This is a genomic window from Leifsonia sp. GW821-FHT13C09 (genome assembly GCF_058806435.1).
This window is the reverse complement of the sequence record NZ_JBXAPS010000001.1, coordinates 154,815-180,719: the sequence shown is the minus strand read 5'-3', so window position 1 is coordinate 180,719 and position 25,905 is coordinate 154,815. Positions and strand designations below refer to the sequence as shown.

The 25,905-nt window shown below is 70.7% G+C and carries 18 protein-coding genes; 7 read left to right on the top strand and 11 right to left on the bottom strand.

Translation table 11 applies throughout. The features are described from left to right. Positions 1-138 precede the first annotated feature (138 nt). Both AC1ROW_RS00830 and AC1ROW_RS00825 read left to right on the top strand, forming a co-directional pair. Positions 139-1,590 carry a basic amino acid/polyamine antiporter gene (locus AC1ROW_RS00830; protein ID WP_493016993.1) on the top strand — a complete coding sequence of 484 codons (1,452 nt, stop codon included), beginning with the start codon at positions 139-141 and terminating at the stop codon, positions 1,588-1,590. Positions 1,591-1,648: 58 nt separating this feature from the next. After that, on the top strand, positions 1,649-2,893 hold the full coding sequence (locus AC1ROW_RS00825; protein WP_493016992.1) for an arginine deiminase: 1,245 nt from the start codon (positions 1,649-1,651) through the stop codon (positions 2,891-2,893). 17 nt (positions 2,894-2,910) lie between these two features. Here AC1ROW_RS00825 and AC1ROW_RS00820 read toward each other — a convergent pair whose 3' ends face one another. After that, on the bottom strand, positions 2,911-3,543 hold the full coding sequence (locus AC1ROW_RS00820; RefSeq protein WP_493016991.1) for a TetR/AcrR family transcriptional regulator: 633 nt from the start codon (positions 3,541-3,543) through the stop codon (positions 2,911-2,913). Between the two features lie 62 nt (positions 3,544-3,605). Between AC1ROW_RS00820 and AC1ROW_RS00815 the strand changes: the two genes are divergently transcribed. Then, a complete protein-coding gene (locus AC1ROW_RS00815; RefSeq protein ID WP_493016990.1) occupies positions 3,606-6,614 on the top strand; it encodes a glycoside hydrolase family 2 TIM barrel-domain containing protein in 3,009 nt (1,002 codons plus the stop codon). 9 nt (positions 6,615-6,623) lie between these two features. On the opposite strand, the gene AC1ROW_RS00810 is transcribed toward AC1ROW_RS00815, so the two are convergent. Beyond that, positions 6,624-7,604, bottom strand: coding sequence for an aldo/keto reductase (locus AC1ROW_RS00810; protein WP_493018332.1), 981 nt, complete (start codon positions 7,602-7,604; stop codon positions 6,624-6,626). Between the two features lie 52 nt (positions 7,605-7,656). On the opposite strand from AC1ROW_RS00810, the gene AC1ROW_RS00805 reads away from it, so the two are divergent. Beyond that, positions 7,657-8,190, top strand: coding sequence for a dihydrofolate reductase family protein (locus AC1ROW_RS00805; protein WP_493016989.1), 534 nt, complete (start codon positions 7,657-7,659; stop codon positions 8,188-8,190). 46 nt (positions 8,191-8,236) lie between these two features. On the opposite strand, the gene dxs is transcribed toward AC1ROW_RS00805, so the two are convergent. The 6 genes from dxs to dut all read right to left on the bottom strand — a co-directional run bounded on the left by dxs (position 8,237) and on the right by dut (position 17,525). Beyond that, positions 8,237-10,183, bottom strand: a complete 1,947-nt coding sequence (gene dxs, locus AC1ROW_RS00800) for a 1-deoxy-D-xylulose-5-phosphate synthase (RefSeq protein ID WP_493016988.1) — start codon at positions 10,181-10,183, stop codon at positions 8,237-8,239. 79 nt (positions 10,184-10,262) lie between these two features. Further along, positions 10,263-13,073 carry an aconitate hydratase AcnA gene (acnA, locus tag AC1ROW_RS00795; protein ID WP_493016987.1) on the bottom strand — a complete coding sequence of 937 codons (2,811 nt, stop codon included), beginning with the start codon at positions 13,071-13,073 and terminating at the stop codon, positions 10,263-10,265. A gap of 140 nt (positions 13,074-13,213) precedes the next feature. After that, a complete protein-coding gene (locus AC1ROW_RS00790; protein WP_493016986.1) occupies positions 13,214-15,589 on the bottom strand; it encodes an HAD-IC family P-type ATPase in 2,376 nt (791 codons plus the stop codon). 24 nt (positions 15,590-15,613) lie between these two features. Further along, positions 15,614-16,435: a DUF3159 domain-containing protein gene (locus tag AC1ROW_RS00785; RefSeq protein WP_493016985.1), complete on the bottom strand. Its 822-nt coding sequence runs from the start codon at positions 16,433-16,435 to the stop codon at positions 15,614-15,616. After that, positions 16,432-17,070, bottom strand: coding sequence for a DUF3710 domain-containing protein (locus AC1ROW_RS00780; protein ID WP_493016984.1), 639 nt, complete (start codon positions 17,068-17,070; stop codon positions 16,432-16,434). The genes AC1ROW_RS00785 and AC1ROW_RS00780 overlap by 4 nt, the downstream gene beginning before the upstream one ends. Next, the gene (dut, locus tag AC1ROW_RS00775) at positions 17,067-17,525 is read right to left on the bottom strand and encodes a dUTP diphosphatase (RefSeq protein WP_493016983.1); all 459 of its coding nucleotides are present in this window, start codon (positions 17,523-17,525) and stop codon (positions 17,067-17,069) included. The genes AC1ROW_RS00780 and dut overlap by 4 nt, the downstream gene beginning before the upstream one ends. Before the next feature lie 39 nt (positions 17,526-17,564). Here dut and AC1ROW_RS00770 point away from each other — a divergent pair, with 39 nt between their 5' ends. Beyond that, a complete protein-coding gene (locus tag AC1ROW_RS00770; RefSeq protein WP_493016982.1) occupies positions 17,565-18,011 on the top strand; it encodes a DUF3093 domain-containing protein in 447 nt (148 codons plus the stop codon). A 65-nt stretch (positions 18,012-18,076) separates the two neighbouring features. Here the strand turns inward: AC1ROW_RS00770 and AC1ROW_RS00765 are convergent, their stop codons facing one another. Next, the gene (locus AC1ROW_RS00765) at positions 18,077-18,370 is read right to left on the bottom strand and encodes a DUF4193 domain-containing protein (protein WP_179605681.1); all 294 of its coding nucleotides are present in this window, start codon (positions 18,368-18,370) and stop codon (positions 18,077-18,079) included. Positions 18,371-18,575: 205 nt separating this feature from the next. Between AC1ROW_RS00765 and sepH the strand changes: the two genes are divergently transcribed. Further along, complete coding sequence (gene sepH / locus AC1ROW_RS00760; RefSeq protein WP_493016981.1) at positions 18,576-19,745, top strand: septation protein SepH; 1,170 nt, start codon at positions 18,576-18,578, stop codon at positions 19,743-19,745. A 15-nt stretch (positions 19,746-19,760) separates the two neighbouring features. Here sepH and AC1ROW_RS00755 read toward each other — a convergent pair whose 3' ends face one another. Then, positions 19,761-20,885 carry an alkaline phosphatase family protein gene (locus tag AC1ROW_RS00755; protein WP_493018331.1) on the bottom strand — a complete coding sequence of 375 codons (1,125 nt, stop codon included), beginning with the start codon at positions 20,883-20,885 and terminating at the stop codon, positions 19,761-19,763. 89 nt (positions 20,886-20,974) lie between these two features. Between AC1ROW_RS00755 and AC1ROW_RS00750 the strand changes: the two genes are divergently transcribed. Beyond that, the gene (locus AC1ROW_RS00750) at positions 20,975-23,449 is read left to right on the top strand and encodes a DNA gyrase/topoisomerase IV subunit A (RefSeq protein WP_493016980.1); all 2,475 of its coding nucleotides are present in this window, start codon (positions 20,975-20,977) and stop codon (positions 23,447-23,449) included. A gap of 217 nt (positions 23,450-23,666) precedes the next feature. On the opposite strand, the gene AC1ROW_RS00745 is transcribed toward AC1ROW_RS00750, so the two are convergent. Next, the gene (locus AC1ROW_RS00745) at positions 23,667-25,751 is read right to left on the bottom strand and encodes a DNA gyrase/topoisomerase IV subunit B (protein ID WP_493016979.1); all 2,085 of its coding nucleotides are present in this window, start codon (positions 25,749-25,751) and stop codon (positions 23,667-23,669) included. Between the last annotated feature and the right edge of the window lie 154 nt (positions 25,752-25,905).

Below are 25,905 nucleotides of genomic sequence, written 5' to 3'. Positions count from 1 at the left end.
CTCCGGTCGAAACCGCCGAGTACGTGGACTTTCCGCGTACTCGGCGGTTTCGGTTTTTCACCCGGGACGGGTCTTGACCGACCGGAACGGGGCTCGTTAGCGTTCATATATCTCACTGGTGTGCGACTTGGGGGCCCCGTGACGGATCAGAAGGCAGCGCCGCAGACCGGGGTGTCCACTCCCGTCAAGCTCTCGATGCTCACGATGACCGGCATGGTCGTCGGCAGCATGGTCGGCGCCGGGGTGTTCTCGCTCCCCCGCCGGTTCGCGCAGGAGACCGGCGTCGCCGGCGCGCTCATCGCGTGGACGATCGCGGGCGTCGGCATGCTCATGCTCGCGTTCGTCTTCCAGCTGCTGGCCAACCGCAAGCCGAAGCTCGACGCCGGCGTCTACGCGTACGCCAAGGCCGGTTTCGGCGAGTACCTCGGCTTCTTCTCCGCGTTCGGTTACTGGGCCAGCGCCTCCGTCGGCCTGGTCTTCTACTGGGTCTTCATCATGTCCACGATCGGCGCGGTCGTCCCCGCGCTCGGCAACGGCGACACGATCCTCGCCATCGCGATCTCCTCGGCGGCGCTCTGGGGATTCTTCTTCCTCATCCGCCGCGGCATCAAGGAGGCCGCGGCGATCAACCGCATCGTCACGGTCGCCAAGGTCGTGCCGATCATCGTGTTCATCCTGCTGGCGCTCTTCGTGCTCAAGCCCGACGTGTTCGCGGCCAACTGGGGCGGCGCCGACTATGCCGGCTCCCTGTTCAACCAGGTCCGCAACACCATGCTGGTGACGGTCTTCGTGTTCCTCGGCGTGGAGGGTGCGAGCACCTACTCCCGGCATGCCAAGCGCCGCCAGGACGTGGGCCGTGCCACCATCCTCGGCTTTGTGAGCGTGTTCGCCGTGTTCGCCTCGGTCACGATCGTCTCGTACGGCGTGCTGCCGATGGGCGAGATTGCGAAGCTCCGCCAGCCGTCGATGGCCGGCGTGCTGGAGGCCGCGGTCGGTCCGTGGGGCGCCTGGTTCGTCAGCATCGGCCTCATCGTGTCCGTGCTCGGCGCGTATCTCGCCTGGTCGCTCATGGCGGCCGAGGTGCTGTTCGTGGCCGCCAAGGACCACGACATGCCGCGCTTCCTCGCCCGCTCGAACAGCCAGGACGTGCCCACTGCGGCCCTGCTGCTCACCGCCCTGTTCGTGCAGGCCGTCCTGGTCATCATCTACTTCGCCAACGACGCCCTGAACCTGGCCCTCGATCTGACCAGCGCGCTCACGCTCATCCCGTTCTTCCTGGCCGCTCTCTACGCGCTCAAGCTCGTGACGACGCGGGAGACCTATATGCAGGAGCCGCGCGGCTGGGGGCGGGACCTGGTCGTGACGGTCCTGGCGACGATCTACACCGCCTTCCTCCTCTTCGCGGCGGGCCTCACCTTCGTGCTGCTCTCGTTCATCATCTACGCGCCGGCGACCATCCTGTTCGTCATGGTCCGGCGCGAGCAGGGCAGGAAGGTGTTCAGCGGCCGTGAGCTCGTCATCTTCGCCGTCTCGGTGCTCGGCGCGATCCTGGGCATCGTGGCGCTCTCGCTCGGCTGGATCACCCTGTGACGACGCCCGAACGCTTTCCGTCGAACACCAATCAGGCACGACACGTAAGGGGATCACTGTGACCGACACCACATTCGGCGTCCACTCGGAGGTCGGGCAGCTGCGGCGAGTACTCGTCGCCTCGCCCGGGCTGGCGCACCACCGGCTCACCCCGACGAACGCCGACGACCTCCTCTTCGACGACGTGATGTGGGTCGAGAACGCCAAGCGCGACCACGCCGCGTTCGTCGCCGACCTCCGCTCCAACGGGGTCGAGGTGCTCGAGCTGCACGAGGTGCTCGCCGAGACCGTCGCCCGGCCGGAGGCGCGGGCGTGGCTGCTCGACCGGAAGGTCGTCCCCAACGAGGTCGGCCTGGGACTCGTCGAGGGCACCCGCGCGTTCCTGGAGTCCCTCCCCACGGAGAGACTGGCCGAGTTCCTGATCGGCGGCCTCTCCACCGCCGACCTCCCCGAGGACTACCGGACCGGCTACATCGCGCTGGCCCGCGAGTCGACGGGCGTGCGCGAGTACCTGATGCCGCCGCTGCCGAACACGCTCTACACGCGCGACACCACGTCCTGGATCTACGGCGGGGTCACGCTCAACCCGCTCTACTGGCCGGCACGGCACGACGAGACCCTGCTCATGAAGGCGATCTACCTGTTCCACCCGGCGTTCGCGGGCGCGCGCGTCTGGTGGGGCGACCCCGAGCGCGACTGGGGTCAGGCGACACTGGAGGGCGGGGACGTCATGCCCGTGGGCAACGGCGCCGTGCTCATCGGCATGAGCGAGCGCAGCTCCCGGCAGGCGATCACGCAGACAGCCGCGGCGCTCTTCGAGGCGGGCGCGGCCGAGCAGGTCATCGTGGCCGGCATGCCGAAGCTCCGTTCGGCCATGCACCTGGACACCGTGTTCACCTTCGCCGACCGCGACCTGGTCACGCTGTACCCGGCGATCATGGACCGCGTGCACACCTTCACCCTGCGGCCCGGCAGCGGCACGAACCCCGTCGACGTGACCGACGAGGGCGGCAGGGCCTTCGTGGACGTCGTCGCGGGCGCCCTCGGTCTCCCCCGACTGCGCGTGATCGAGACAGCGGGCGACAACTACGAGACCGAGCGCCAGCAGTGGGACAGCGGAAACAACGCGGTCGCGCTGCGACCCGGCGTCGTCTACGCCTACGACCGCAACACCGCCACCAACGACGCCCTGCGCCGCGCGGGCGTGGAGGTCATCCCGATCGTCGGCGCCGAACTCGGTCGCGGCCGCGGCGGCGGCCACTGCATGACCTGCCCGCTGCTGCGCGACCCGGTCGACTTCTAGCAGGCCGCCGCGGCACGCTACTGGTCGGCGGACGTCCCGCTGACCAGCACCAGGTCGAGGTAGCCGCGTAGGGCCGCGGCGGCGTCGACGCGCTCCGGGGCGTAGAGCCATTGGAGCTGGATGCCCTCCCATAGCGCCACCACCGTCGCTGCGGCGAGCGCCGGGTCCACGCCGTCGCGGAGACGCCCCGCCGCGGCGAGCGCGGCGAACTCGCGTTCGTAGGAGTCCTGCATTCCGGCATAGCGACCGAGGAAGTAGGCGTGGCCGGGGTGATCCGGGCCGGTGGCCTCCGCGGCGAGGATGCTGTAGAGCGCGATGAGCCCGGGGATGTTCTCGTTGCGCCGGGCCTGGGCGACGATCGCGTCGGGGAACGGGAGGATGTCGGAGGGGCGGCCGCCCGTGGGGTCCACATCCCCGCCGAGCTCGTCGCGCCGGGCGAGCACCGCGAGCAGCAGGGCTTCCTTGCCGCCGAAATGGTGCTGGAGCGTGCTCAGCCCGATACCGGCCGCGGCGGCGATCTCGCGCAGCGAGCTGCCGTGGTAGCCGCGCGTGGCGAACACGCGATACGCCTCGTCGACGATCTGCTGCCGTCGCTCGGCCGATTTCGCGTACGGCCCGCGCCGCCGCGCCGGTTCGCGGCTCTCGGTCACATCCCACTCCACATGAGGCCTACTCCAAATTAGGTCACTCGAACCATTTTCGACTACGGTCGATGCTAGCCCCTCCACGCCGCAGTGACCATCCAAGGAGCATCGTGCCGTCTCCCGCCCTCCTCGCCGACACCGCACCCTCCTCCGGCGCCCTCCGCGCGCCCCGGTCCTGGCTGCAGTCCGACGCCCCGTCGCTCTCACTGAACGGCGACTGGCGGTTCCGGCTCTCCCCCACCGCCGACCTGCCGGACGACGTCGCGCGCCCCGAGCTGGACGACGCCGCCTGGGACACGCTCCCGGTTCCGGCGCACTGGGTCCTGCACGGCGACGGCCGTTACGGCCGCCCGATCTACACCAATGTGCAGTACCCGTTCCCGATCGAGCCGCCCTTCGTGCCCGACGAGAACCCGACCGGCGACTACCGGCGCCGGTTCGACGTCCCGGCGGGGTGGCCCGCCGACGCGCGGGTGGTCCTCCGGTTCGACGGGGTCGAGTCGCTCTACCGGGTGTGGCTGAACGGCGTGGAGGTCGGCTCCGCGAGCGGCAGCCGGCTCGCCCACGAGTTCGATGTGACCGACCACGTGCGCGCCGGGGACAACCTCCTCGCGGTGCGCGTCCACCAGTGGTCGGCCGCGAGCTATCTGGAGGATCAGGACCAGTGGTGGCTGCCCGGGATCTTCCGCGACGTGACCCTGTCGGCACGTCCGGCCGACGGGATCGAGGACGTCTGGCTCCGCACCGCGTTCACGGACGGCAGCGGACGCGTCCTCCCGGAGCTCACCGCCGACGCCAGCGCGTTTCCGGTCTCCCTGCGCATTCCCGAGCTCCGCGTCGAGGCCGTCTGGGAGACGCCCGCCGACGTCGCGCCCCTCGCGGTCGGGCCGGTCGAGCCGTGGGCCGCCGAAACGCCACGGCTCTACGACGCCACCGTCTCCGCCCGGGGCGAGACCGTGTCGCTGCGCCTCGGCTTCCGCACCGTGGAGATCCGCGGCGACCGGTTCCTCGTCAACGGCCGACGGGTCGTCTTCCACGGGATGAACCGGCACGAGACCCATCCCGAGCGCGGCCGGGTCTTCGACGAGGAGCACGCCCGCGCCGACCTGATCCGGATGAAGCGGTTCAACGTGAATGCCATCCGCACCAGCCACTACCCCCCGCACCCGCGCCTCCTCGACCTCGCCGACGAACTCGGCTTCTGGGTCATCCTGGAGTGCGATCTGGAGACGCACGGCTTCGAGAAGGCCGGCTGGCGGGACAATCCGAGCGACGACCCGCGCTGGCGCGACGCCTACCTCGACCGCATCCGGCGCACGGTGGAGCGCGACAAGAACCATCCCGCGATCGTGCTGTGGTCGCTCGGCAACGAGTCCGGCACCGGCGCGAACCTCGCCGCGATGTCCGCCTGGGTCCACGACCGCGACCCCGAGCGCCCGGTGCACTACGAGGGCGACTACACCGGCGAGTACACGGATGTCTACTCGCGGATGTACTCCTCAGTGCCCGAGACCGAGCAGATCGGGACGGACGGCTCGCTCGCCCCGCTGCTCGGCTGCACGCCCGCGCAGGGAGCGCGGCAGCGGACCAAGCCGTTCCTCCTCTGCGAGTACGCCCACGCGATGGGCAACGGGCCGGGCGCGCTCGACCAGTACGAAGCGCTGGTGGACACGCATCCGCGACTCCACGGCGGGTTCGTCTGGGAGTGGCGCGACCACGGGATCCTCACCCGGACCGCGGACGGCACGCCGTACTACGCGTACGGCGGGGACTTCGGGGAGGTGGTCCACGACGGCACCTTCGTGATGGACGGGATTGTGCTGTCGAACGACGTGCCCACCCCCGGACTGCACGAGTTCGCGGCGGTGGCGCAGCCGGTCGCCCTGGCGTTCGACGGCGACGAGCTGGTCGTGACGAATCGCCGGCACAGCGCGAGCACCGCCGACGTCGCCCTGCGCTGGACGGTCGAGCACGAGGGGCGCGAGGCGACCACCGGCACGCTCGACCTCCCGGTGGTGGAGGCCGGCGATTCGGTACGCCTGCCGCTCCCCACCGTCGCGGTGGCGGATGACGCGGAGACGTGGCTCACTGTGACGGCCGTGCTCGCCGCCGACACCGCCTGGGCTCCGGCCGGTCACGTCGTCGCCCGGGCGCAGGTCGACCGATCGGCGCCGCGGCGTCGCCGTCCGGCCCCGCGGCCTCTGGAGTGGCGGGAGGCGGAAGGGACGCTCGCGCTCGGCCCAGCGACCTTCGAGCGGGGCCGGCTCGTCGCCCTCGGCGGCCGAGGCGTCGCCGGACCGCGGCTGGAGCTGTTCCGCGCCCCCACCGACAACGACGAGGGCGCCGCGTACGGCGACCTGGCGTACAGCGACGCGAGCATCCTCGGCGTCTCCAGCGCGAGCCTCTGGCGGGAGCAGGGCCTCGACCGGCTGACGCACCGGCTGGTGTCGGTGCACGAGGCGGAGAACGAGGCGGCGCGCGGCCTGCGGACCATCACGCGCGTCTCGGCGGCGAACTCCGTGCACTCCGTGACCGTCGAGACCGTCTGGACGCTGACCGACGGCGAGCTCGACCTGCGGGTGGAGATCGAGCCGTCGTCCGGCTGGCCCAGCGTGTGGCCGCGGATCGGCGTGCGGTTCGACCTCCCCGATCGCGACGGCGTGGTGGAGGGCGCCGAATGGTTCGGCACCGGTCCGCTGGAGTCCTACCCCGACAGCACCCGTGCCGCATACGTCGGCCGGTTCCGGGCCACCCTGGACGAGCTGAACGTGGAGTACGCCCGGCCGCAGGAGACCGGGCACCGCTCGGCCGTGCGCGAGGTCGACCTGGGCGCGTTCGGCTTCACCGCGTTCCCGCACGGCCGCGGACGCCTCCCCGGCTTCTCGCTCTCCCGGCACACGCCGCAGCAGGTCGCCGCGGCGCCCCACCCGCACGAGCTGCCGGGGTCGGACACCACGTACCTGTTCGTGGACGCCGCTCAGCACGGCCTCGGCTCGCGCGCGTGCGGGCCGGACGTCTGGCCGGAGTTCGCCCTCCGCCCCGAGGCCCGCACGCTGCGGCTGCGCTTCCGGGTGTGATCCCGGCGGCTACTTGTTGAGCGGGCTCATGTCGGCGTAACGGTCGCCGACGGGGGCCGCGACGGCGTCGAGGCGCGCCAGCTGCTCGGGGGTGAGCTCGAGGTCGGCGGCCGCGACGTTCTGCTCCAGGTTCTCGACGCGGCGCGTGCCCGGGATCGGCGCGAGGTCGTCGCCCCGCGAGAGCAGCCACGCGAGCGCCACCTGGCCCTGCTTGGCCCCGGCCTCGCGCGCCACCTCGTCGACCTGCTCCACGATGCGGATGTTGGCCTCCAGGTTGTCGCCCTCGAACCGCGGGTTGAAGCGGCGGAAGTCGTCCTCGGCGAGCTGGTCGAGCGAGCGGATCGAGCCGGTGAGGAAGCCGCGGCCGAGCGGCGAGTAGGGCACGAAACCGATGCCGAGCTCGCGCACGGTGGGCAGCACCTCCGCCTCCGGGTCGCGGGTCCAGAGGGAGTACTCGGTCTGCACTGCGGTCACCGGGTGCACCGCGTTGGCGCGCACGATCGTCTCCGGCGCGGCCTCCGAGAGCCCGTAGTGCCGGATCTTGCCCTCCTCGATCAGCTCCTTCAGCGCACCGACCGTCTCCTCGATGGGCGTGCCCGGGTCCATCCGGTGCTGATAGTAGAGGTCGATGCGATCGGTCTGCAGCCGCTTCAGCGAGCCCTCGACCGAAAGCCGGACGTTCTCCGGCGAGCCGTCCAGGCCGCGCTCGCCCTTCGAGCGGTGCCGGATGGTGCCGAACTTGGTCGCGATGACCACCTGGTCGCGCCGGCCGCCGGCGAAGGCGCGGGCCAGCAGCTCCTCGTTGGTGTACGGGCCGTAGATCTCCGCGGTGTCGAAGAAGGTGACCCCGAGGTCCATCGCCCGGTGGATGGTCCGGATCGAACCGGCGTCGTTGTCGCCTGCGCCGGTGTAGAACGCGCTCATGCCCATGCAGCCGAGGCCGAGTCGCGAGACCTCGAGCTTCTTCGTACCCAGTGTGATCGTCATCAGTGCCATGCCCTCACGATATCCCCGTGTCCGCGGCGGCTGGTACGGTCGCCCCATGGCCCTCACGAAGTACTACGTCGCGTCCTCCATCGACGGCTTCATCGCCGACGTGCACGACCGCATCGAGTGGCTGATGCAGTTCGGCTTCGAGGAGTTCGACGAGCACTACCAGCAGTTCATCGCAGGCATCGGCGCGCTGGTGATGGGCGCGACGACGTACGAGTTCGTGCTCGGCGAGCAGGGTCCCTGGCCCTACCAGGACATCCCAACCTGGGTGGTCACCCACCGCGCGCTGCCGGTCCCGGAAGGCGCGGTCGTCACGTTCTTCTCCGGCGACATCGCCCAGCTCGACGCCGAACTCCGGGACGCCGCCGACGACCGCGACGTGTGGATGGTCGGCGGCGGCGCGCTCGCGGCCCAGTTCGCCGACCGCGGCCTGATCGACGAGCTGCACATCACGTACGTGCCGGTGCTGGTCGGCTCGGGCAAGCCGCTGCTGCCCGTCGCCGAGGCGAGCCGGCCGCTCGTGCTCTCCGGCACCAAGACGTTCCCGTCCGGCGCCGTCGAGCACGTCTACCGCTTCGCCTGAGCGGCACCCCCACCACCGCCGCGGGTGATGGGAAGAGTGTGACGGGTCAGGCGCGGCGCTTCTTGGCGACGTCCTCGGCGGGCTCGTCCGCGGGCAGCGGGCGTGCGATCGGGACGCGGCTGCCGAGGACCTGTGCGACCAGGTCGCGCGCGATCTTCTGCGGCGTGAGCCCCGCGTCGTCCAGGATCTGGCTGCGTGTCGCGTGGTCGATGAACGCGTCCGGCAGCCCGAGCTCGTCCACTGCGGTGTCGATGCCGGCCTCGCGGAGGTCCTGGCGCACGCGCGTGCCGATTCCGCCCACCCGGATGCCGTCCTCGATCGTCACGACGATGCGGTGGTCGGCGGCCAGGCTGAGGATGCTGCGGGGCACCGGGACGACCCAGCGCGGGTCCACGACGGTCGCCCCGATCCCCTGCGCCGCGAGCCGGTCCGCCACCTTCAAGCCCAGGTCGGCCATCGGGCCGACCGTCACCAGCAGGACGTCCTGGCTGTCGGACTCGCGCAGCACGTCCACGCCGTCCTCCAGGCGCCGCACGGCCGGGATGTCCGCCTGCACCTCGCCCTTCGGGAACCGCAGCACGGTGGGCGCGTCGCCGACCGCCACGGCCTCCGCCAGCTCCTCGCGGAACCGGGAGCCGTCGCGCGGCGCTGCGAGCTGGATGTTGGGGACCACCTGCAGGATCGCCAGATCCCAGATGCCGTGGTGGCTCGGCCCGTCCGGACCGGTGACCCCGGCGCGGTCGAGCACGAAGGTGACGCCCGCCTTGTGCAGCGCGACGTCCATCAGCACCTGGTCGAACGCCCGGTTGATGAAGGTCGCGTAGATAGCGACGACCGGGTGGAGGCCGCCGTAGGCGAGCCCTGCGGCGCTCGTCGCCGCGTGCTGCTCGGCGATGCCGACGTCGTGCACCCGGTCGGGGAACCGCTCGGCGAACTTGTGCAGGCCGGTCGGTCGCAGCATCGCCGCGGTGATGCCGACGATCTTCGGGTCCTGCTCGGCGAGCTTCACGATCTCGTCGGAGAAGACGCTCGTCCAGCTCTGCCCGGTGGAACTCTCGAGCGCCTCGCCCGTCTCCGGGTCGATCTGGCCGACGGCGTGGAACTGGTCGGCGGCGTCGCGCAGGGCCGGCTCGTAGCCGCGGCCCTTCTGCGTGATCGCGTGCACGATGACCGGGGCGCCGTAGTTCTTCGCCTGGCGCAGAGCCTCCTCCATCGCCGCGATGTCGTGGCCGTGCACCGGCCCGATGTACTTGATGTCGAGGTTCGAGTACAGCGACTCGTTGTTGGAGAAGCGGCTGAGGAAGCCGTGCAGGCCGCCGCGGATGCCGCGGTAGAACGACTGGCCGGGCGTGCCGAGCTTGTCGAAGGCCTTGCGGCTGGTCAGGTACAGGTTGCGGTAGGTGCGCCGGGTGCGCACCGTGTTGAGGAAGCGCGCCATCCCGCCGATGGTCGGCGCGTAGGATCGCCCGTTGTCGTTGACGACGATGATCAGCCGGCGGTTGTTGTCGTCGGAGATGTTGTTGAGCGCCTCCCACGTCATCCCGCCGGTGAGCGCGCCGTCGCCGACGACGGCGATCACGTGCCGGTCGTTCTGGCCGGTCATCTCGAAGGCGCGCGAGATGCCGTCCGCCCAGCTCAGCGACGACGACGCGTGGGAGCTCTCGACGATGTCGTGCTCGGACTCGGAGCGCTGCGGGTAGCCGGCGAGGCCGCCGCGCTGGCGCAGCCGGGAGAAGTCCTGGCGGCCCGTGAGCAGCTTGTGCACGTACGACTGGTGCCCGGTGTCGAAGACGATCGCGTCCCGCGGCGAGTCGAACACGCGGTGGATGGCGATCGTCGTCTCGACCACGCCGAGGTTCGGCCCCAGGTGACCGCCCGTCTTGGCGACGTTGGCGACCAGGAACGCCCGCACTTCGGCAGCGAGCTGGTCGAGCTCCCGCTCCGTGAGCCGGTCGAGATCACGCGGCCCGTGGATGGTTTCGAGGATGCTCATGGATTTCAGTGTAGAACCCTGTGAATCGGAGGAGGCTCGGAACCAGGCGATCCCGAGCCTCCCCTTGACAACGGTCTGGTTACACCAGGCTCCGCAGGACGTACTGCAGGATGCCGCCGTTGCGGTAGTAGTCCGCCTCACCTGGCGTGTCGATCCGGACCACCGCGTCGAACTCGACGGTCTGCTTGCCCGACGGCGAGTGCTCGGTCGGCTCCGCGACGACGTGCACCGTCTTCGGCGTGCTGCCCTCGTTGAGCTCCTCGAGCCCCGTGATCGAGAACGACTCGGTGCCGTCCAGCCCCAGCGAGTCGGCGTTCTCGCCGGCCGGGAACTGCAGCGGGACGACGCCCATGCCGATCAGGTTCGAGCGGTGGATGCGCTCGAAGCTCTCGGTGATGACCGCGCGGACGCCGAGGAGGCTGGTGCCCTTCGCCGCCCAGTCGCGCGACGAGCCGGAGCCGTACTCCTTGCCGCCGAGCACGACGAGCGGGGTGCCCTGCGCCTGGTAGTTCTGCGACGCGTCGTAGATGAACGACTGCGGACCGTCGGCCTGCGTGAAGTCGCGGGTGTAGCCGCCCTCCACACCGTCCAGCAGCTGGTTGCGCAGGCGGATGTTCGCGAACGTGCCGCGGATCATCACCTCGTGGTTGCCGCGGCGCGAGCCGTAGGAGTTGAAGTCCTTGCGGTCGATGCCGTGCTCGGTGAGGTACTGGCCGGCCGGGCTGTCCGCCTTGATGGAGCCGGCGGGCGAGATGTGGTCGGTGGTGACCGAGTCGCCGAGCTTGGCGAGCACGCGGGCGCCGGTGATGTCGGTGACCGGCGTGGTCTCCAGCGTCATGCCCTCGAAGTACGGGGGCTTGCGCACGTAGGTGGACTTCTCGTCCCACTCGAAGACCGAGCCGGTCGGGGTGGCCAGCGACTTCCAGCGCTCGTCGCCCTCGAAGACCGACGCGTACTGGTGGACGAACATGCCCTCGTTGATGGAGGAGTCGATCGTCTGCTGCACCTCGGCAGCGTCCGGCCAGATGTCCTTCAGGAACACGTCGTTGCCGTCGGCGTCGGTGCCCAGCGGGTCCACCTCGAAGTCGAAGTTCATCGACCCGGCGAGCGCGTAGGCGATGACCAGCGGCGGGCTGGCCAGGTAGTTCATCTTCACGTCGGGGTTGATGCGGCCCTCGAAGTTGCGGTTGCCCGAGAGGACGGCCGTGACGGCGAGGTCGCTGTCGTTGACCGCCGCCGAGATCTCGTCCAGCAGCGGGCCCGAGTTGCCGATGCAGGTGGTGCAGCCGTAGCCGACCGTGTAGAAGCCGAGGGCCTCCAGGTCCTTGGTGAGGCCGGCCTTCTCGTAGTAGTCGGTGACGACCTTGGAGCCAGGAGCCAGCGTGGTCTTGACCCACGGCTTGGCCTTGAGGCCCTTCGCGGCGGCGTTGCGCGCCAGCAGGCCGGCGGCCAGCATGACCGACGGGTTCGACGTGTTCGTGCACGAGGTGATCGCCGCGATGGCGACCGCGCCGTGGTCGATCACGAAGTCCGTGCCGTCCTGCAGCTTCACCGGGGTGGGGCTGGAGGCCGTCTTCGGCGCGTGGCTGTGGTGCGTGTGGACGTGGTGGCTGTGGCCGTCCTCCGGCGACAGCTCGCCCGGGTCGGAGGCCGGGAAGGACTCCGAGATGGTCAGGTCGACCAGGTCGTGGGAGATGTCGGCGTAGTCGACCAGGTCCTTCTCGAACTGGCCCTTCGCCTTGCTCAGCTCGATGCGGTCCTGGGGGCGCTTCGGGCCGGCGATCGAGGGGACGACCGTCGAGAGGTCGAGCTCCAGGTACTCGGAGAACACCGGCTCGTTGGCCGGGTCGTGCCACAGGCTCTGCGCCTTCGAGTACTCCTCGACGAGGGCGATCTGCTCCTCGCTGCGGCCGGTGAGGCGCAGGTAATCGAGGGTGACGTCGTCGATCGGGAACATGGCGGCGGTCGAGCCGAACTCCGGGCTCATGTTGCCGATGGTGGCGCGGTTGGCGAGCGGGACCTCCGCGACGCCGGCGCCGTAGAACTCCACGAACTTGCCGACCACGCCGTGCTTGCGCAGCATCTGCGTGATGGTGAGCACGACGTCGGTCGCGGTCACGCCGGTCGGGATGGCGCCGGTGAGCTTGAAGCCGACGACCTTGGGGATGAGCATGGAGACGGGCTGGCCGAGCATGGCCGCCTCCGCCTCGATGCCGCCGACGCCCCAGCCGAGCACGCCGAGGCCGTTGACCATGGTGGTGTGCGAGTCGGTGCCGACGCAGGTGTCCGGGTAGGCCAGGAGCTCGCCGCCGACCTCGCGGGTCATGGTGACGCGCGCCAGGTACTCGATGTTCACCTGGTGGACGATGCCGGTTCCCGGCGGGACGACCTTGAAGTCGTCGAACGCGGTCTGGCCCCAGCGCAGGAACTGGTAGCGCTCGCCGTTGCGCTCGTACTCGATGTCGGTGTTGCGCTCCAGCGCGTCCTCCGTGCCGAACAGGTCGGCGATGACGGAGTGGTCGATGACCATCTCGGCCGGGGCGAGCGGGTTGATCTTGTCCGGGTCCCCGCCGAGCGAGGACACGGCCTCGCGCATGGTGGCGAGGTCGACGATGCAGGGGACGCCGGTGAAGTCCTGCATGATCACGCGGGCCGGCGTGAACTGGATCTCGGTGTCGGGCTCCGCCTCCGGGTCCCAGCCGCCGAGGGCGTTGATGTGCTCGGCGGTGATGTTGGCGCCGTCCTCCGTGCGCAGCAGGTTCTCCAGCAGCACCTTGAGGCTGAACGGGAGCCTCTTGTAGCCGTCGACCGTGTCGATCTTGAAGATCGTGTAGTCCTTCGACCCCACCGTCAGGGTGCTTTTCGCACCGAAAGTGTTTACAGCTGACACTGTGCCTTCTCCTTCGTCGGCAGGCGAGATCCCGCGCGCCGTGTCCATCTTCGTCATGCGTCGACGTCCCGTTCCAGCAAGGTAACCCTAAGTCATCGACTCGGGAAAGTATCTTGACGTCGAGATAAAATCTAGCACGTTCAGACCCGGTCGAACACCAGGCCACGCCGCCGCGCGAAGCGGTAGAACAGCTCGATTCCGGCCGATCCGACGGCGCCCACCGCGATCCCCCAGAGCAGCGCCGTGTCCAGCGAGAGGTGCATCTCGAAGAAGCTCGCCGTCGCCGGGATGACGCACACCAGCACGAACGCCGCCGCCACCCCGCCGAGCAGGAACCACCGCCAGATCGTCAGCGGGCGGGTGAGCACGCAGAGGATCCAGAGCGACACGCAGAACAGCGCGAGCGTGGTCACGCTGCGCGCCTCGCGCAGCGGGATGGAACTGTGCAGCGGCGCGTACGCCACGACCGCGGTCAGCCCGGCGATGATCCCGGTCGGGATGGAGTAGCGCAGGATGCGCGAGAGCACGCCCGGCGTGTAGATGCGCTTGTTCGGCGCCAGCGCCAGGAAGAAGGAGGGGATGCCGATGGCGAGCGTCGAGACCAGCGTGAGCTGACGCGGCAGGAAGGGGAACGGCCAGAGCACCACGGCGCTGAACAGCGCGAGCAGGATGCCGTAGACCGTCTTCGCGAGGAAGATGTTGGAGACCCGCTCCACGTTGGCGATCACCCGGCGGCCGGATGCGAGCACGTCCGGCAGCCGGTCGAACCGGTTGTCGAGCAGCACGAGCCGGGAGACGGCCTTGGTCGCCGCCGTCGCGGTCCCCATCGCGATGCCGAGGTTCGCGTCCTTGATCGCCATCGCGTCGTTGACGCCGTCGCCGGTCATCGCGACCGTCCGCCCTTGACGCTGCAGGAGGCCGACGGCCGTGCGCTTCTGCTCCGGGCTGACGCGCCCGAAGATGCTGGAGCGCTCCAGCGCCGCAGCCAGGTCGTCGTCGGTCTCCAGGGTGGAGGCGTCCACGGCCTCGCCCTCCATGTTCAGCGCCCGGGCGACAGCTTCGACAGTCACCGGGTTGTCGCCGGACATCACGACCACGCGGACGGCCTGCTCGCCGAAGTAGCCGAGGGTCTCCCGGGCCTCCGGCCGAAGCGTCTCGCCGAGCACGACCAGCAGCGCCGGCTGCACGCGCACGCCTTCGAGCGGCACGTGCGTGCCGTGCGGGAGCGGGTCGATCGCCCGGGCCAGCGCCAGCGTCCTGCGCCCGGTCGAGGCGATGGAGGTCGCGCGCCGCAGCGCCTCCTCGTGACCGGCGAGCACGCGCTCGGGGGCGCCGAGCACCCACGCCGTCTCCTCGTCCGCCACGCGCATGACGAGTCCGCTGTACTTGGTGGCCGAGCTGAACGGGATGCGCCGCTCGACCCGGAACCGGTCGCTCCGGAAGCCGGTGGAGAGGATCCCGGACGTCGCGTTCCCCGTCTCGTCGGCCCCGAACGCGGCGAGCGCGATCTCCGCGAGCTCGCCCGGGACGTCGCCGATCGGCTCCGTGCCCTCCAGCACCAGCTCCCCGGTGGTGAGCGTCCCGGTCTTGTCCAGGCAGAGCACGTCGACGCGCGCGAGCACCTCCACGGCCGCGAGCTCCTGCACGAGCACCTTGCGCGCGGCGAGCTGGATGGCGGCGACGCCGAACGCCAGGCTCGTCAGCAGCACGAGGCCTTCCGGGATCATCCCGACCACGGCCGCCACCGCGTCGAGCAGCGCGCGCCGCCAGCGCGAGTCCGTGAAGAGCTCGTTGAAGCCGCCGTAGGCGAGCACCCGTCCGATGATGGTCACCAGGATGATCGGGCCGAGGATCCAGGAGAGGTAGACGAGGATGCGGTTGGTCGCGTCGCGCAGCTCGGAGTGCACCAGCGAGTGCCGCCGGATCTCGCTGGTCAGCTTGCTCGCGTAGGAGTCGGCGCCCACCGCGGTGACGATCGCGTACCCGGTGCCGGTCGCGACATGCGAGCCGGAGAGCAGCTGCGCGCCTTCGTCCTTGAAAACCGGGTCGGACTCCCCCGTCAGCAGCGACTCGTCCAGCGAGAGCCCGGTGCTCTCGGCCACGACCGCGTCGGCGGGGATCTGATCGCCGGGGCGCAGCACCAGGAGGTCGTCGAGGACGACGTCCTCCAGCGCGATCGCGACCACCTGCCCGTCGCGGCGCACCCGGCTCTCCGGCGCCGCGAGCAGCGCCGCGCGGTCGAGCACCCGCTTCGCGCGCAGCTCCTGCACGATGCCGATCAGGGCGTTCACGACGACGACGCCGTAGAAGAAGCCGTCCCGCAGGTCGCCGAGGAGCAGCACCGCGATGAAGCAGCCGTTGAGGATGCCGTTGAACAGCGTGAAGATGTTCTCGCGCAGGATGTCGGGGATCGACCGCGACCCCGGCTGGCGCTGGAGGTTGACGCGGCCGTCTGCGCGGCGCTCTGCGACCTGCGCGGCGCTCAGCCCCTCCCTGGTGCGGGCGTCGAGCATCATCCCCCTCCTGGACGGTGTGCGCGCCTAGCCGGCGCTGTCGCCTTGCGGCTTCGCGGATGGAGACTGCGGCGGCGACTGCGGCTTCTGCGGGAACTGCCCCTTCACCACGAACCAGGTGATCAGCAGCAGCGGCGCATAGAGGGGAACGCCCATCAGCAGCTTGGTGAGGGCGAGCGCGCTGGTGGCCGCGTCGGAGTGCGCCAGGTAGAGCGGCACCTGGACGAGCAACCGCGCGGCGAAGAGCAGGAACCAGAGAAAGGTGAGCGCCTGCATCACCCGGAACTTCGACTTCACCGAGCGCCAGGCGAGCCCGTCGCCCATCAGGTAGCCGGCCGCGAGGCCGATCAGCGGCCAGCGCAGCAGGATCGAGATGAGCAGGGCGGCGGCGTAGGCGGCGTTCGTCCAGATCCCCAGGATGAAGTTGTCCTCGCCGCGACCGGTGATGAGCGCGAAGATCGCGGAGAGCCCGACGCCGATCAGTCCGGCCAGCGCCTGCGTGACCGGGGTCTTCCCGACGATGCGCACCACGGTGAACACGACCGCGACCGCCACCGAGATGCCGATCGACAGGGGGACGTTCTGCGTGAACGTGAAGACGATGAGGAAGACCAGGCCGGGGAGGATGGTCTCCAGCAGACCGCGCACACCGCCGAGGGCAGAGAGCAGGGCGGTCCCGGTCGGCGTCTCGCCGTCGACGAGCTGCCCCATGCCCGAGTTGCGCGCAGCCTTCGCCAGGCTCTCGCCGAGCGTGGACGCGACGGGGTCGCGCTCCTCGTCGCCGGGCTGGGCGGACTCCGGCTGCGCGGGCTCGTGGTGCTGGTCGGTCACGTCACGGCTTCCGCTCACAGCGAGCTGTATCCGCTGTCGCCGGTGGTGGGGGCCGACGGCATGCGCAGCGGGATGAGGTCGCGCGGCGGCATCGGGGTGGTGCCGCGCACGACGACGATGCTGCGGAAGAGGTCTTCGACCAGCGCGGCGGCCTCCGGCTTCACGGCCGCGTCGCCGGCGATCACGCCGCGCAGGAACCAGCGCGGGCCGTCCACGCCCACGAAGCGCGCGACGCGGGTCTCGCCCGGGGCGCCGTGCGGCGGGGCGACGGGGATCTCGGCGACCAGCTCCGGGCCGAACACGCCGTCGCGCTCGCTCACGCGGCCGCCCTGGCGCTGCACCTGCTCCGCGATCTGGCCGCGGATCTCGTGCCACAGCCCGGTCGAGCGCGGCGCGGCGAACGGCTGCACCTGCAGCGTGGAGTTGGCGTAGTCGAGCCCCACGGCCACGACGCGCTGGGACTCCTCCTCGACCTCCAGGCGCAGGTGCAGGCCCTCGCGCGGGAGGATCTTGACGCCGCCGAGGTCGACGTAGGGACGGACCGGGTTCGCCTCGCTGTCGTCGAGGGGACCTTCGGTCTCCCGATCCTCCGGTGCGGACTTCTCGATGTCCTGAGGCTCGGCCTCGCCGGGGGTGTCGATACTGTCGGTCACGCGTGCTCTCCTGCCTGGGTGACGGTGTAGCCGGACGAGCCGAAGCCCGCGGTGCCGCGGTGGCTGTCCGGGAGGGTGTCGACGGGGACGAACCGGGCCTGCGCGACCGGCATGACGATCAGCTGCGCGATCCTGTCGCCGACGGCGATATCGTACGACATGGACCTGTCCGTGTTCAGGACGGTCACCTTGATCTCGCCGCGATAGCCCGCGTCCACGGTGCCCGGCGCGTTCACGATGGTGATGCCGTGGCGCATGGCCAGGCCGCTGCGGGGGACGACGAAGCCGAGGTAGCCCTCCGGCAGCGCGATCGAGACGCCGGTCGGGACGGTGTGCCGCTCCCCCGGGGCCAGCGTCACGGGCTCCGCCGCGCACAGGTCGGCTCCCGCGTCACCGGGGTGGGCGTACACGGGGATGCGGTCGGCGACGATCGGGACGTCCACGGTTTCGGTCACGTGTCGAGGGTAGTGCACGAAGGATGATCGAATAGTCCTATGGACCTCTACCGAGAACGGCTCTGGGCGACCCCCTGGCTCTTCGTCTCCACCATCCTCGTCGTGCCCGCCGTGATGCTCGTCTTCGCCCCGATCAACTTCGCCGTCGGCGTCGTGCTGGCGATCGTCTTCTACGCCGCGATCGTGATCGCGTTGCTGGTCTCCGCCCCCGTGATCCGGGTGACGTCGACCGAGCTCGCCGCGGGGAACGCGAAGATCCCGCTGGAGTTCATCGGCGAGCCGCAGGCGTTCTCCGGCGAGGAGGCGACATTGGAGCGCGGTCAGCGGCTGGACGCGCGCGCCTGGCTGCTCATCCGCGGCTGGATCAAGCCGGTCGTGAAGGTCCCCGTGCTCGACGTGGACGACCCGGCGCCCTACTGGCTGATCTCGACAAGAAACCCGGACCAGCTGGTCCGGGTTCTCGATGAGGCCCGACGTCCTCTGTAGCTCCTCGCGGGGCCTCTGTGGTCCCTCTCAGGGCTACCGGGCGTCGTGGCGGTGCGGTGCGTCGCTCAGGCGGCGCATTCCATGCAGATCGGTCCGAGCTTCGTTTCGTGGTCGATCTGCGAGCGGTGCTTCACCAGGAAGCAGCTCACACAGGTGAACTCGTCGGCCTGGGGAGGCAGCACCACGACATCGAGGTCGAGGTCCGACAGGTCGGCGCCAGGGAGCTCGTAGCCGCCCGGGTTGTCGGCGTCTTCGACGTCGACAACACCAGACATCTTGTCCGGAACTCGCTCCTTGAGGGCCTCGATCGACTCGGAGTCGTCCTCGGTCTTCCGCGGTGCGTCGTAATCCGTTGCCATGCCCATCCACTTCTCGTCGTAACGGCCGATTCTCGCAATCGGCGGCCATAGTTTGCATCAATCGCCTGCGAATAGCAAAACCGCGCAGGAGCCTCTCAGCGTTTGCTCGGTGTTCAACTTCCGGCACGCCCGCGGTATTCCCCGGATGTCCCCCGTTCCCGTGGCATTCTGGGCCGGAACGAACGCGAGCTCGGAAGGCATCACAATGCAGGATTTGAAGGTCATCGGAGTCGAGAACGGTGCCATCGTCGCCGTCGGCGACGACGGTGAACGCTTCCGCATCGCCGTCGACGACACGTTGCAGTCGAAGATCCGGCAGGTGCGTCAGCAGGCGTCCGCCGAAGTCCCCAAACTGTCGCCGCGCGAGATCCAGGCGCACATCCGCTCCGGCATGTCCGCCGAGGACGTCGCCGCCGTCACGGGCGCGCCCCTGGACTACGTCCAGCGCTTCGAAGGCCCGATCGTGGCCGAGCGCGAGCACGTCGTCGCGAGCGCACTCAGCGTCCCCGTCCGCACGGCCGCCGAGGTCGACCCGCTGGGCGACCCCGACACGTTCGGCTCCGTCATCCGCGACCGCCTCGCCTCGCTCGGCGTCGCCGGCGAGCGCTGGGCGAGCTGGAAGGACGCGGAGACCGGCTGGGTGATCAAGCTGGAGTTCACCGCGGACGAGATCGACCACGACGCCCGCTGGAGCTACGACCTCCGCAAGCACGCCCTCGCCCCGCTCAACTCGGAGGCGACCACGCTCTCCCAGGCCGGCGAACTGCGCGGCGGCGCCCTCATCCCGCGCCTGCGGGCCGTCCTGCCGCACGAGGAGCCGGACGACTCCCGCTTCGACAGCGGCGCGTTCACCTTCCCCGCACCCGGAGTCGACCTCCTGGGGCCCGAGGTCACCCAGCCGCTCGAGCCGCTCGAGCCGCACACCCCGGGCCGCGCCAGCAACTCCATCGCGATCTCCGCGATCAAGCGCGCGGACGAGACGCCGCGCGACCTGCACCAGACCGCCGACCTCCTGGAGGCGCTGCGCCGCCGCCGGGGCGAGCGCGAGGCCGCCGGCTACGAGGAGCCCGCCACGCGCACCGACCGCGGCGAGCGCGCCGACCGCAACGGCCGCCACGAGCAGGTCGAGCAGCCGACGCTCCTCGACCCGATCACGCCGTTCCGGGTGGTCGAGGAGACGATCGCGGTCATCGAGGAGTTCGGCCCGCCGCCGGCGGCGCCGACCTCCGGCCCGCCCACGCCTCCCCCGCCCGCACCGCTGTCCTCCACGCAGGAGCAGACGCAGGTCGCGACAGGCCGCCGCAAGGGCCGCGCCGCGATGCCCAGCTGGGACGAGATCGTGTTCGGCGCGCGCACAGACGACGACCTGGCCTGAGCCACCTCCGGAGCTCTAGGCCGCCGCCCCGAACCGCAGCAGCGGCACCCGGGTCTCCTCGGCCGTGAGCGAGCCGTGCTGGCCGATCATGCTGCGCCCGGTGCGCTGCGGGTCGCGCGAGTCGTAGTAGGCGATGCGTTTGCGCGCGGCGACCAGCACATCGCCGATCCGCGGCGCGACCTCCGGCGCGACGACGGGTCCGAACCAGCCCGCCTCGATCGCCTCGGCACGCGTCGCGACCCACGAGCGGGCGCCCTCCACCTCGCGCCAGCGCGCCGCCACGTCGTCGGCGCGGGCGTACTCCCCTGTATAGAGGTGCAGCATGCGCGGCTCCCCGGCGACCTCTGCGACGCCGTCCAGCAGCTCCGGCGCGGTGTCGTAGAGCACGTGCCCGCTCTCCGGGATGTCGATGATGCCGTGGTCGGCGGTGACGAGCATGCCCTGGCCCAGGCCGAGGGAGGCCGCGAGCTGTCCCACCAGCGCGTCCAGCGTCTCCAGCTCGGCCGTCCAGCGGGGCGACTCCCAGCCGCGCGCGTGGGCGGCCTGGTCGAGCTCGGCCACATAGAGATAGGTGAGCGCGGGCCCGGGCGCGCGGAGCACCTCCCGCGCGGCGTCGAAGCGGTCGGCCATCGTGCGGCCGCCGATGAACTCCGCGCCGCGCAGCACGGCGTGCGTGAAGCCGGAGTCCGCGTATGCGGGGACGCCGAGCGCGTAGGAGGCGACGCCTGACGCCGCCGCGCGCTCGAAGACCGTCTCGGCGCGCTGCCAGGTGGCGGGGTCCATCCGGTCGTCCCAGCCGTTCAGCTGGTTGGTCAGCCGGCCCGCGCCGTCCCGGACGCGGTAGCCGACCAGGCCATGCTCCCCCGGCGTCGTTCCGGTCGTCAGCGTCGCGAGCGCGGCGGCCGTGGTGGTCGGGAAGCCGGCGTCGATCGTCGTCGCCTTCGCGAGCCGGGAGGCCAGGGTCCGTGCGTGCCCCTCGCGGGCGCGAAGTGCCGCGGCGCCGAGGCCGTCGACCACGACGACGACCGCGTGCTCCAGCGGAGGCAGCCCGAGGTCGTTGCCCTCCCCGCGCAGCGCCCCGAGAGAACTCGGCATTACCGTGGCGAGGCTCGCTCGGGTGGTGAACGCGGCCGGTAGCATGGGGGGCATCCGGCCCAGTCTGTCACAGCTGGACGGACGGGAGCCGTCGAACCGGCGCTCCCTGCCGCCCCACATCACCGAATGCACGAATGACACCAGCAGACGATCAGGCCGCCACCACCGAACGCATCGAAGACGTCGACGTCACGACCGAGATGCAGGGTTCGTTCCTGGAGTACGCGTACTCCGTCATCTACTCGCGTGCGCTCCCCGACGCCCGGGACGGCCTGAAGCCCGTTCAGCGGCGCATCCTCTACATGATGACCGAGATGGGCCTGCGCCCGGACCGCGGCCACGTCAAGTCGGCGCGCGTCACCGGCGAGGTGATGGGAAAGCTGCACCCGCACGGAGACAGCGCCATCTACGACGCGCTCGTGCGGATGGCCCAGGACTTCACCCTGCGCGTCCCGCTGGTCGACGGCCACGGCAACTTCGGCTCGCTGGACGACGGCCCGGCCGCCGCCCGGTACACGGAGGCGCGCCTCGCCGCCGCCGCGCTCGCGCTGACCGAGGACCTCGACGAGGACGTCGTCGACTTCGTCCCCAACTACGACAACCAGCTCCTGCAGCCCGACGTGCTGCCCGCCGCGTTCCCCAACCTCCTGGTCAACGGCGCCAGCGGCATCGCGGTCGGCATGGCCACCAACATGGCCCCGCACAACCTGGTGGAGGTCGTCGGCGCAGCCCGCCACCTCCTGGCCAACCCGGACGCCACGCTCGACGAGCTGATGGACTACGTCCCCGGCCCCGACCTCCCGAGCGGCGGCACCATCGCAGGCCTCGCCGGCGTGCGCGACGCGTACGCGACCGGCCGCGGCAGCTTCCGGATGCGCGCCAAGGTCGGCGTCGAGTCGATCACGGCACGCAAGAGCGGCCTGGTCGTCACCGAGCTGCCCTACGGCGTCGGCCCGGAGCGCGTGATCGAAAAGATCAAGGACGGCGTCAACGCGAAGAAGCTGAACGGCATCTCCGACGTCACCGACCTCTCCGACCGGCAGCACGGCCTCCGCCTCGTCATCGGCATCAAGACCGGGTTCAGCCCGGAGGCCGTCCTCGAGCAGCTCTACCGCCACACGCCGCTGGAAGAGGGCTTCGCGATCAACAACGTCGCGCTCGTCGCCGGCGGCCCGCAGACCCTCGGGCTGCGCGAGCTGCTGCGGGTGTACCTCGACCACCGGATCAGCGTGGTCACGCGGCGCTCGGAGTTCCGGCTCGCGCGCCGCAAGGAGCGCCTGCACCTGGTCGAGGGCCTCCTCATCGCGATCCTCGACATCGACGAGGTCATCCAGGTCATCCGCACCTCCGACGACACCGACCAGGCGCGCACGCGGCTGCAGCAGGTGTTCGACCTGAGCACGCTGCAGGCCGACTACATCCTCGAACTGCGGCTGCGCCGGCTCACCAAGTTCTCGCGCATCGAACTGGAGACCGAGCGCGACCAGCTGCGAGCGGAGATCGCCGAGCTCGAGGAGATCCTCGGCAGCAAGGCGCGCATCGAGGGACTCGTCTCCGACGAGCTGGAGCAGGTCGCCGTGAAGTTCGGCACGCCGCGCCGCACGCTGCTCACCGAGGCGAAGCCGTCGATCGCGGGCGCGGGCTCGCGCAGCAAAGCGATGACGGTGCAGCTGGAGGTCGCCGACGTCCCCTGCCGGGTCTACCTCTCGACCACCGGCCGCATCCTGCGCGTCGACGCGGGCGCCGGGGAGGGCGAGGGCCTCGACCGCATCCAGCCGCCGGCCCGGCGCAGCAAGCACGACGCGATCCTGTCGCGGCTCGACACCACGAGCCGCAGCGAGATCGGCGCCGTCACCGACCGCGGACGCCTCATCCGGTTCTCCCCCGTCGACCTCCCGGCCGCCCCGCTCAACTCGGTGCAGCTCGGCGCGGGCGTAAAGGTGGGCGACTACCTCGCGCTGGCGGACCGCAAGGAGCGGGTGCTCGCGCTGGTGTCGCTCGACGCGCCGCGCGCGATCGCGCTCGGCACGCGGCAGGGCGTGGTCAAGCGGGTGACGCCAGGCGACTGGGCCAACAAGCCGGAGTTCGAGATCATCGCGCTGAAGGCCGGCGACGCCCTCGTCGGCGCCGTGCAGTCGGCCGACGACGCGGAGCTCGTCTTCGTGTCCAGCGACTCCCAGCTGCTGCGGTTCTCCGCCGGCTCGGTGCGCCCGCAGGGCCGGGCGGCGGGCGGCATGGCGGGCATCAACCTGGCCGCGGACGCCCACGTGGTGTTCTTCGGTGCGGTGGAGGCCGCGGAGCGCGAGGAGGCGGTCGTCGTCACGGTCGCGGTCAGCGACCAGACCCTCCCCGGCGCGGACCCCGGCAGCGGCAAGGTGAGCGACTTCGCCGAGTTCCCGGCCAAGGGCCGCGCGACCGGCGGCGTCCGTTCGCAGCGCTTCCTCAAGGGCGAGACCGAGCTGGCGCTCGCCTGGGTCGGCGCCGCTCCCGCGCTGGCGGTCGGCGCCGACGGCGCCGCGCGCGTCCTCCCCGAGGGCGGCGCCCGCCGCGACGGCTCCGGCACCCCCCTCGACATGGTGGTCGCCTCCATCGGCCGCCGCCTCGCCTGACGCCAACGGAGGACATCCACTCCGGCCCCCGGCGTGTCGGCAGCTAACGGAGGACATCCACCCCTCCCAGCCCCGCATCTCCTCCGCTACCGACGCGCGCGGGGCTGAAGTCAGTGCGCGGGGCTGCAGTTAACGGAGGAGATCCCGGCCATCCCGGCCGGGATCTCCTCCGTCAACTGCTTCCAGACGGCGTGTCGCGCCGGAGCTCCTCCGCTGCCTACGCGTCGATGCGCGCGCGGGACAGGTCGTCCGCGCCCGCGATGATGAACTCCTTGCGGGGCGCCACGTCGTTCCCCATCAGCAGCTCGAAGACGCGGTTGGCCGCCTCGGCGTCGGAGACGCGCACGCGGCGCAGGGTGCGGTGGGCGCGGTCCATCGTCGTCGTCGCGAGCTGGTCGGCGTCCATCTCGCCCAGGCCCTTGTAGCGCTGGATGGGCTCCTGGTACTTGCGGCCGCGCTTCTTCAGGTCGGCGAGGACGGCCTGCAGCTCCGCCTCCGAGTAGGTGTAGATCGTCTCGTTCGGCTTCGAGCCGGGGTTGATCGCGACCACCCGGTGCAGCGGAGGCACGGCCGCGAATACCCGGCCCTCCTCGATCATCGGCCGCATGTAGCGGAAGAAGAGTGTGAGCAGCAGCGTCCGGATGTGGGCGCCGTCGACGTCCGCGTCCGACATGATGATGACCTTGCCGTACCGCGCCGAGCCGAGCTCGAACGTGCGGCCGGAACCCGCGCCGATGACCTGGATGATCGCCGCGCACTCGGCGTTGGAGAGCATGTCGGAGACCGACGCCTTCTGCACGTTGAGGATCTTGCCGCGGATCGGCAGCAGCGCCTGGTACTCGCTGTCGCGGGCGCGCCGCGCGGTGCCGAGCGCCGAGTCGCCCTCCACGATGAACAGTTCGCTGTTCGCCACGTCGCTCGACCGGCAGTCCACCAGCTTCGCCGGCAGCGAGGAGGTCTCCAGCGCGTTCTTGCGGCGCTGCGTCTCCTTGTGGGCGCGGGCCGAGATGCGGGACTTCATCTCCGCCACGACCTTGTCGAGCACGAGCGCCGACTGCGCCTTGTCGTCCCGCTTGGTCGACCCGAACCGCTCGGCGAGGGCCTTCTGGATGACGTTCGCCACGATCGTGCGGACCGCCGGCGTTCCCAGGACCTCCTTGGTCTGCCCCTCGAACTGCGGCTCCGGGAGGCGGACGGTCAGCACGGCGGTGAGCCCCGCCATCACGTCGTCCTTCTCCAGCTTGTCCGTCCCCGCCTTCAGCCGGCGCGCGTTCAGCTCCACCTGCTGGCGCAGGAACTTGAGCAGCCCCTGGTCGAAGCCGGTCTGGTGGCTGCCGCCCTTCGGGGTCGCGATGATGTTGACGAAGGAGCGCATCACGGTGTCGTAGCCGGTCCCCCAGCGCAGCGCGATGTCGACCTGGCACTCGCGCTTGAGTTCGGTCGGCACCATCGCGCCGCCGTCGGAGAGCACCGGCACCGTCTCGGTGAAGTGGCCCTCGCCGGTGAGCCGCCAGGTCTCCGTGATCGGGCTGTCCGGCGCCAGGAAGTCCACGAACTCCGAGATGCCGCCGTCGTAGCTGAAGGTGGTCCGCTCGCCCTCCGGGGAGCGCTGGTCGTCGATCGTGATCGCGAGCCCGGGGACGAGGAACGCCGTCTGCCGCGCGCGGCCGACGAGGTCGTCCACCGAGAACTCGGCGCCCGCGGTGAACACCTGGCGATCCGCCCAGTACCGGATGCGCGTGCCGGTGACGCCCTTGGCGACCTTGCCCGCGACCCGCAGCTCGCTGCCGCTGACGAACGGCGAGAACTTCGCGTCGGGGCTCGGCGCTGCTTTGCCGTCGTCGAACACGCCCGGCTCGCCGCGGTGGAAGGACATCGCCCAGGTCTTGCCGTCGCGGTCGACCTCCACGTCGAGCCGCTCGGAGAGCGCGTTGACGACCGACGCGCCGACACCGTGCAGGCCGCCGGAGGCGGCGTAGGAGCCGCTGCCGAACTTGCCGCCGGCGTGCAGCTTGGTGAAGACGACCTCCACGCCGGTCAGCCCGGTCTTCGGCTCGACGTCGACCGGGATGCCGCGCGCTTTGTCGCGGACCTCCACGCTGTCGTCCGGGTGCAGGATGACCTCGATCGCGGTGCCGTGCCCGGCCAGCGCCTCGTCGACGGAGTTGTCGATGATCTCCCACAGGCAGTGCATCAGCCCACGCGAGTCGGTGGAGCCGATGTACATGCCTGGGCGCTTGCGAACGGCCTCCAGGCCCTCGAGCACCGACAGGTGCCTCGCCGAATAGTCCGAGCTCGCCACGAGCGCTCCTTGTGTTCCGTGCGGTGTTCCGGGTCGCGGCGCGTGCGGTGACGCGCCGTGCATTCTCCAGGTTACGTGCTGCCCGCGACGTTCCCCGCCCCGACACCCACGGGCCGAGATGCTTCGCGTTGAGCGAAATAGCAGGCGATCCGCG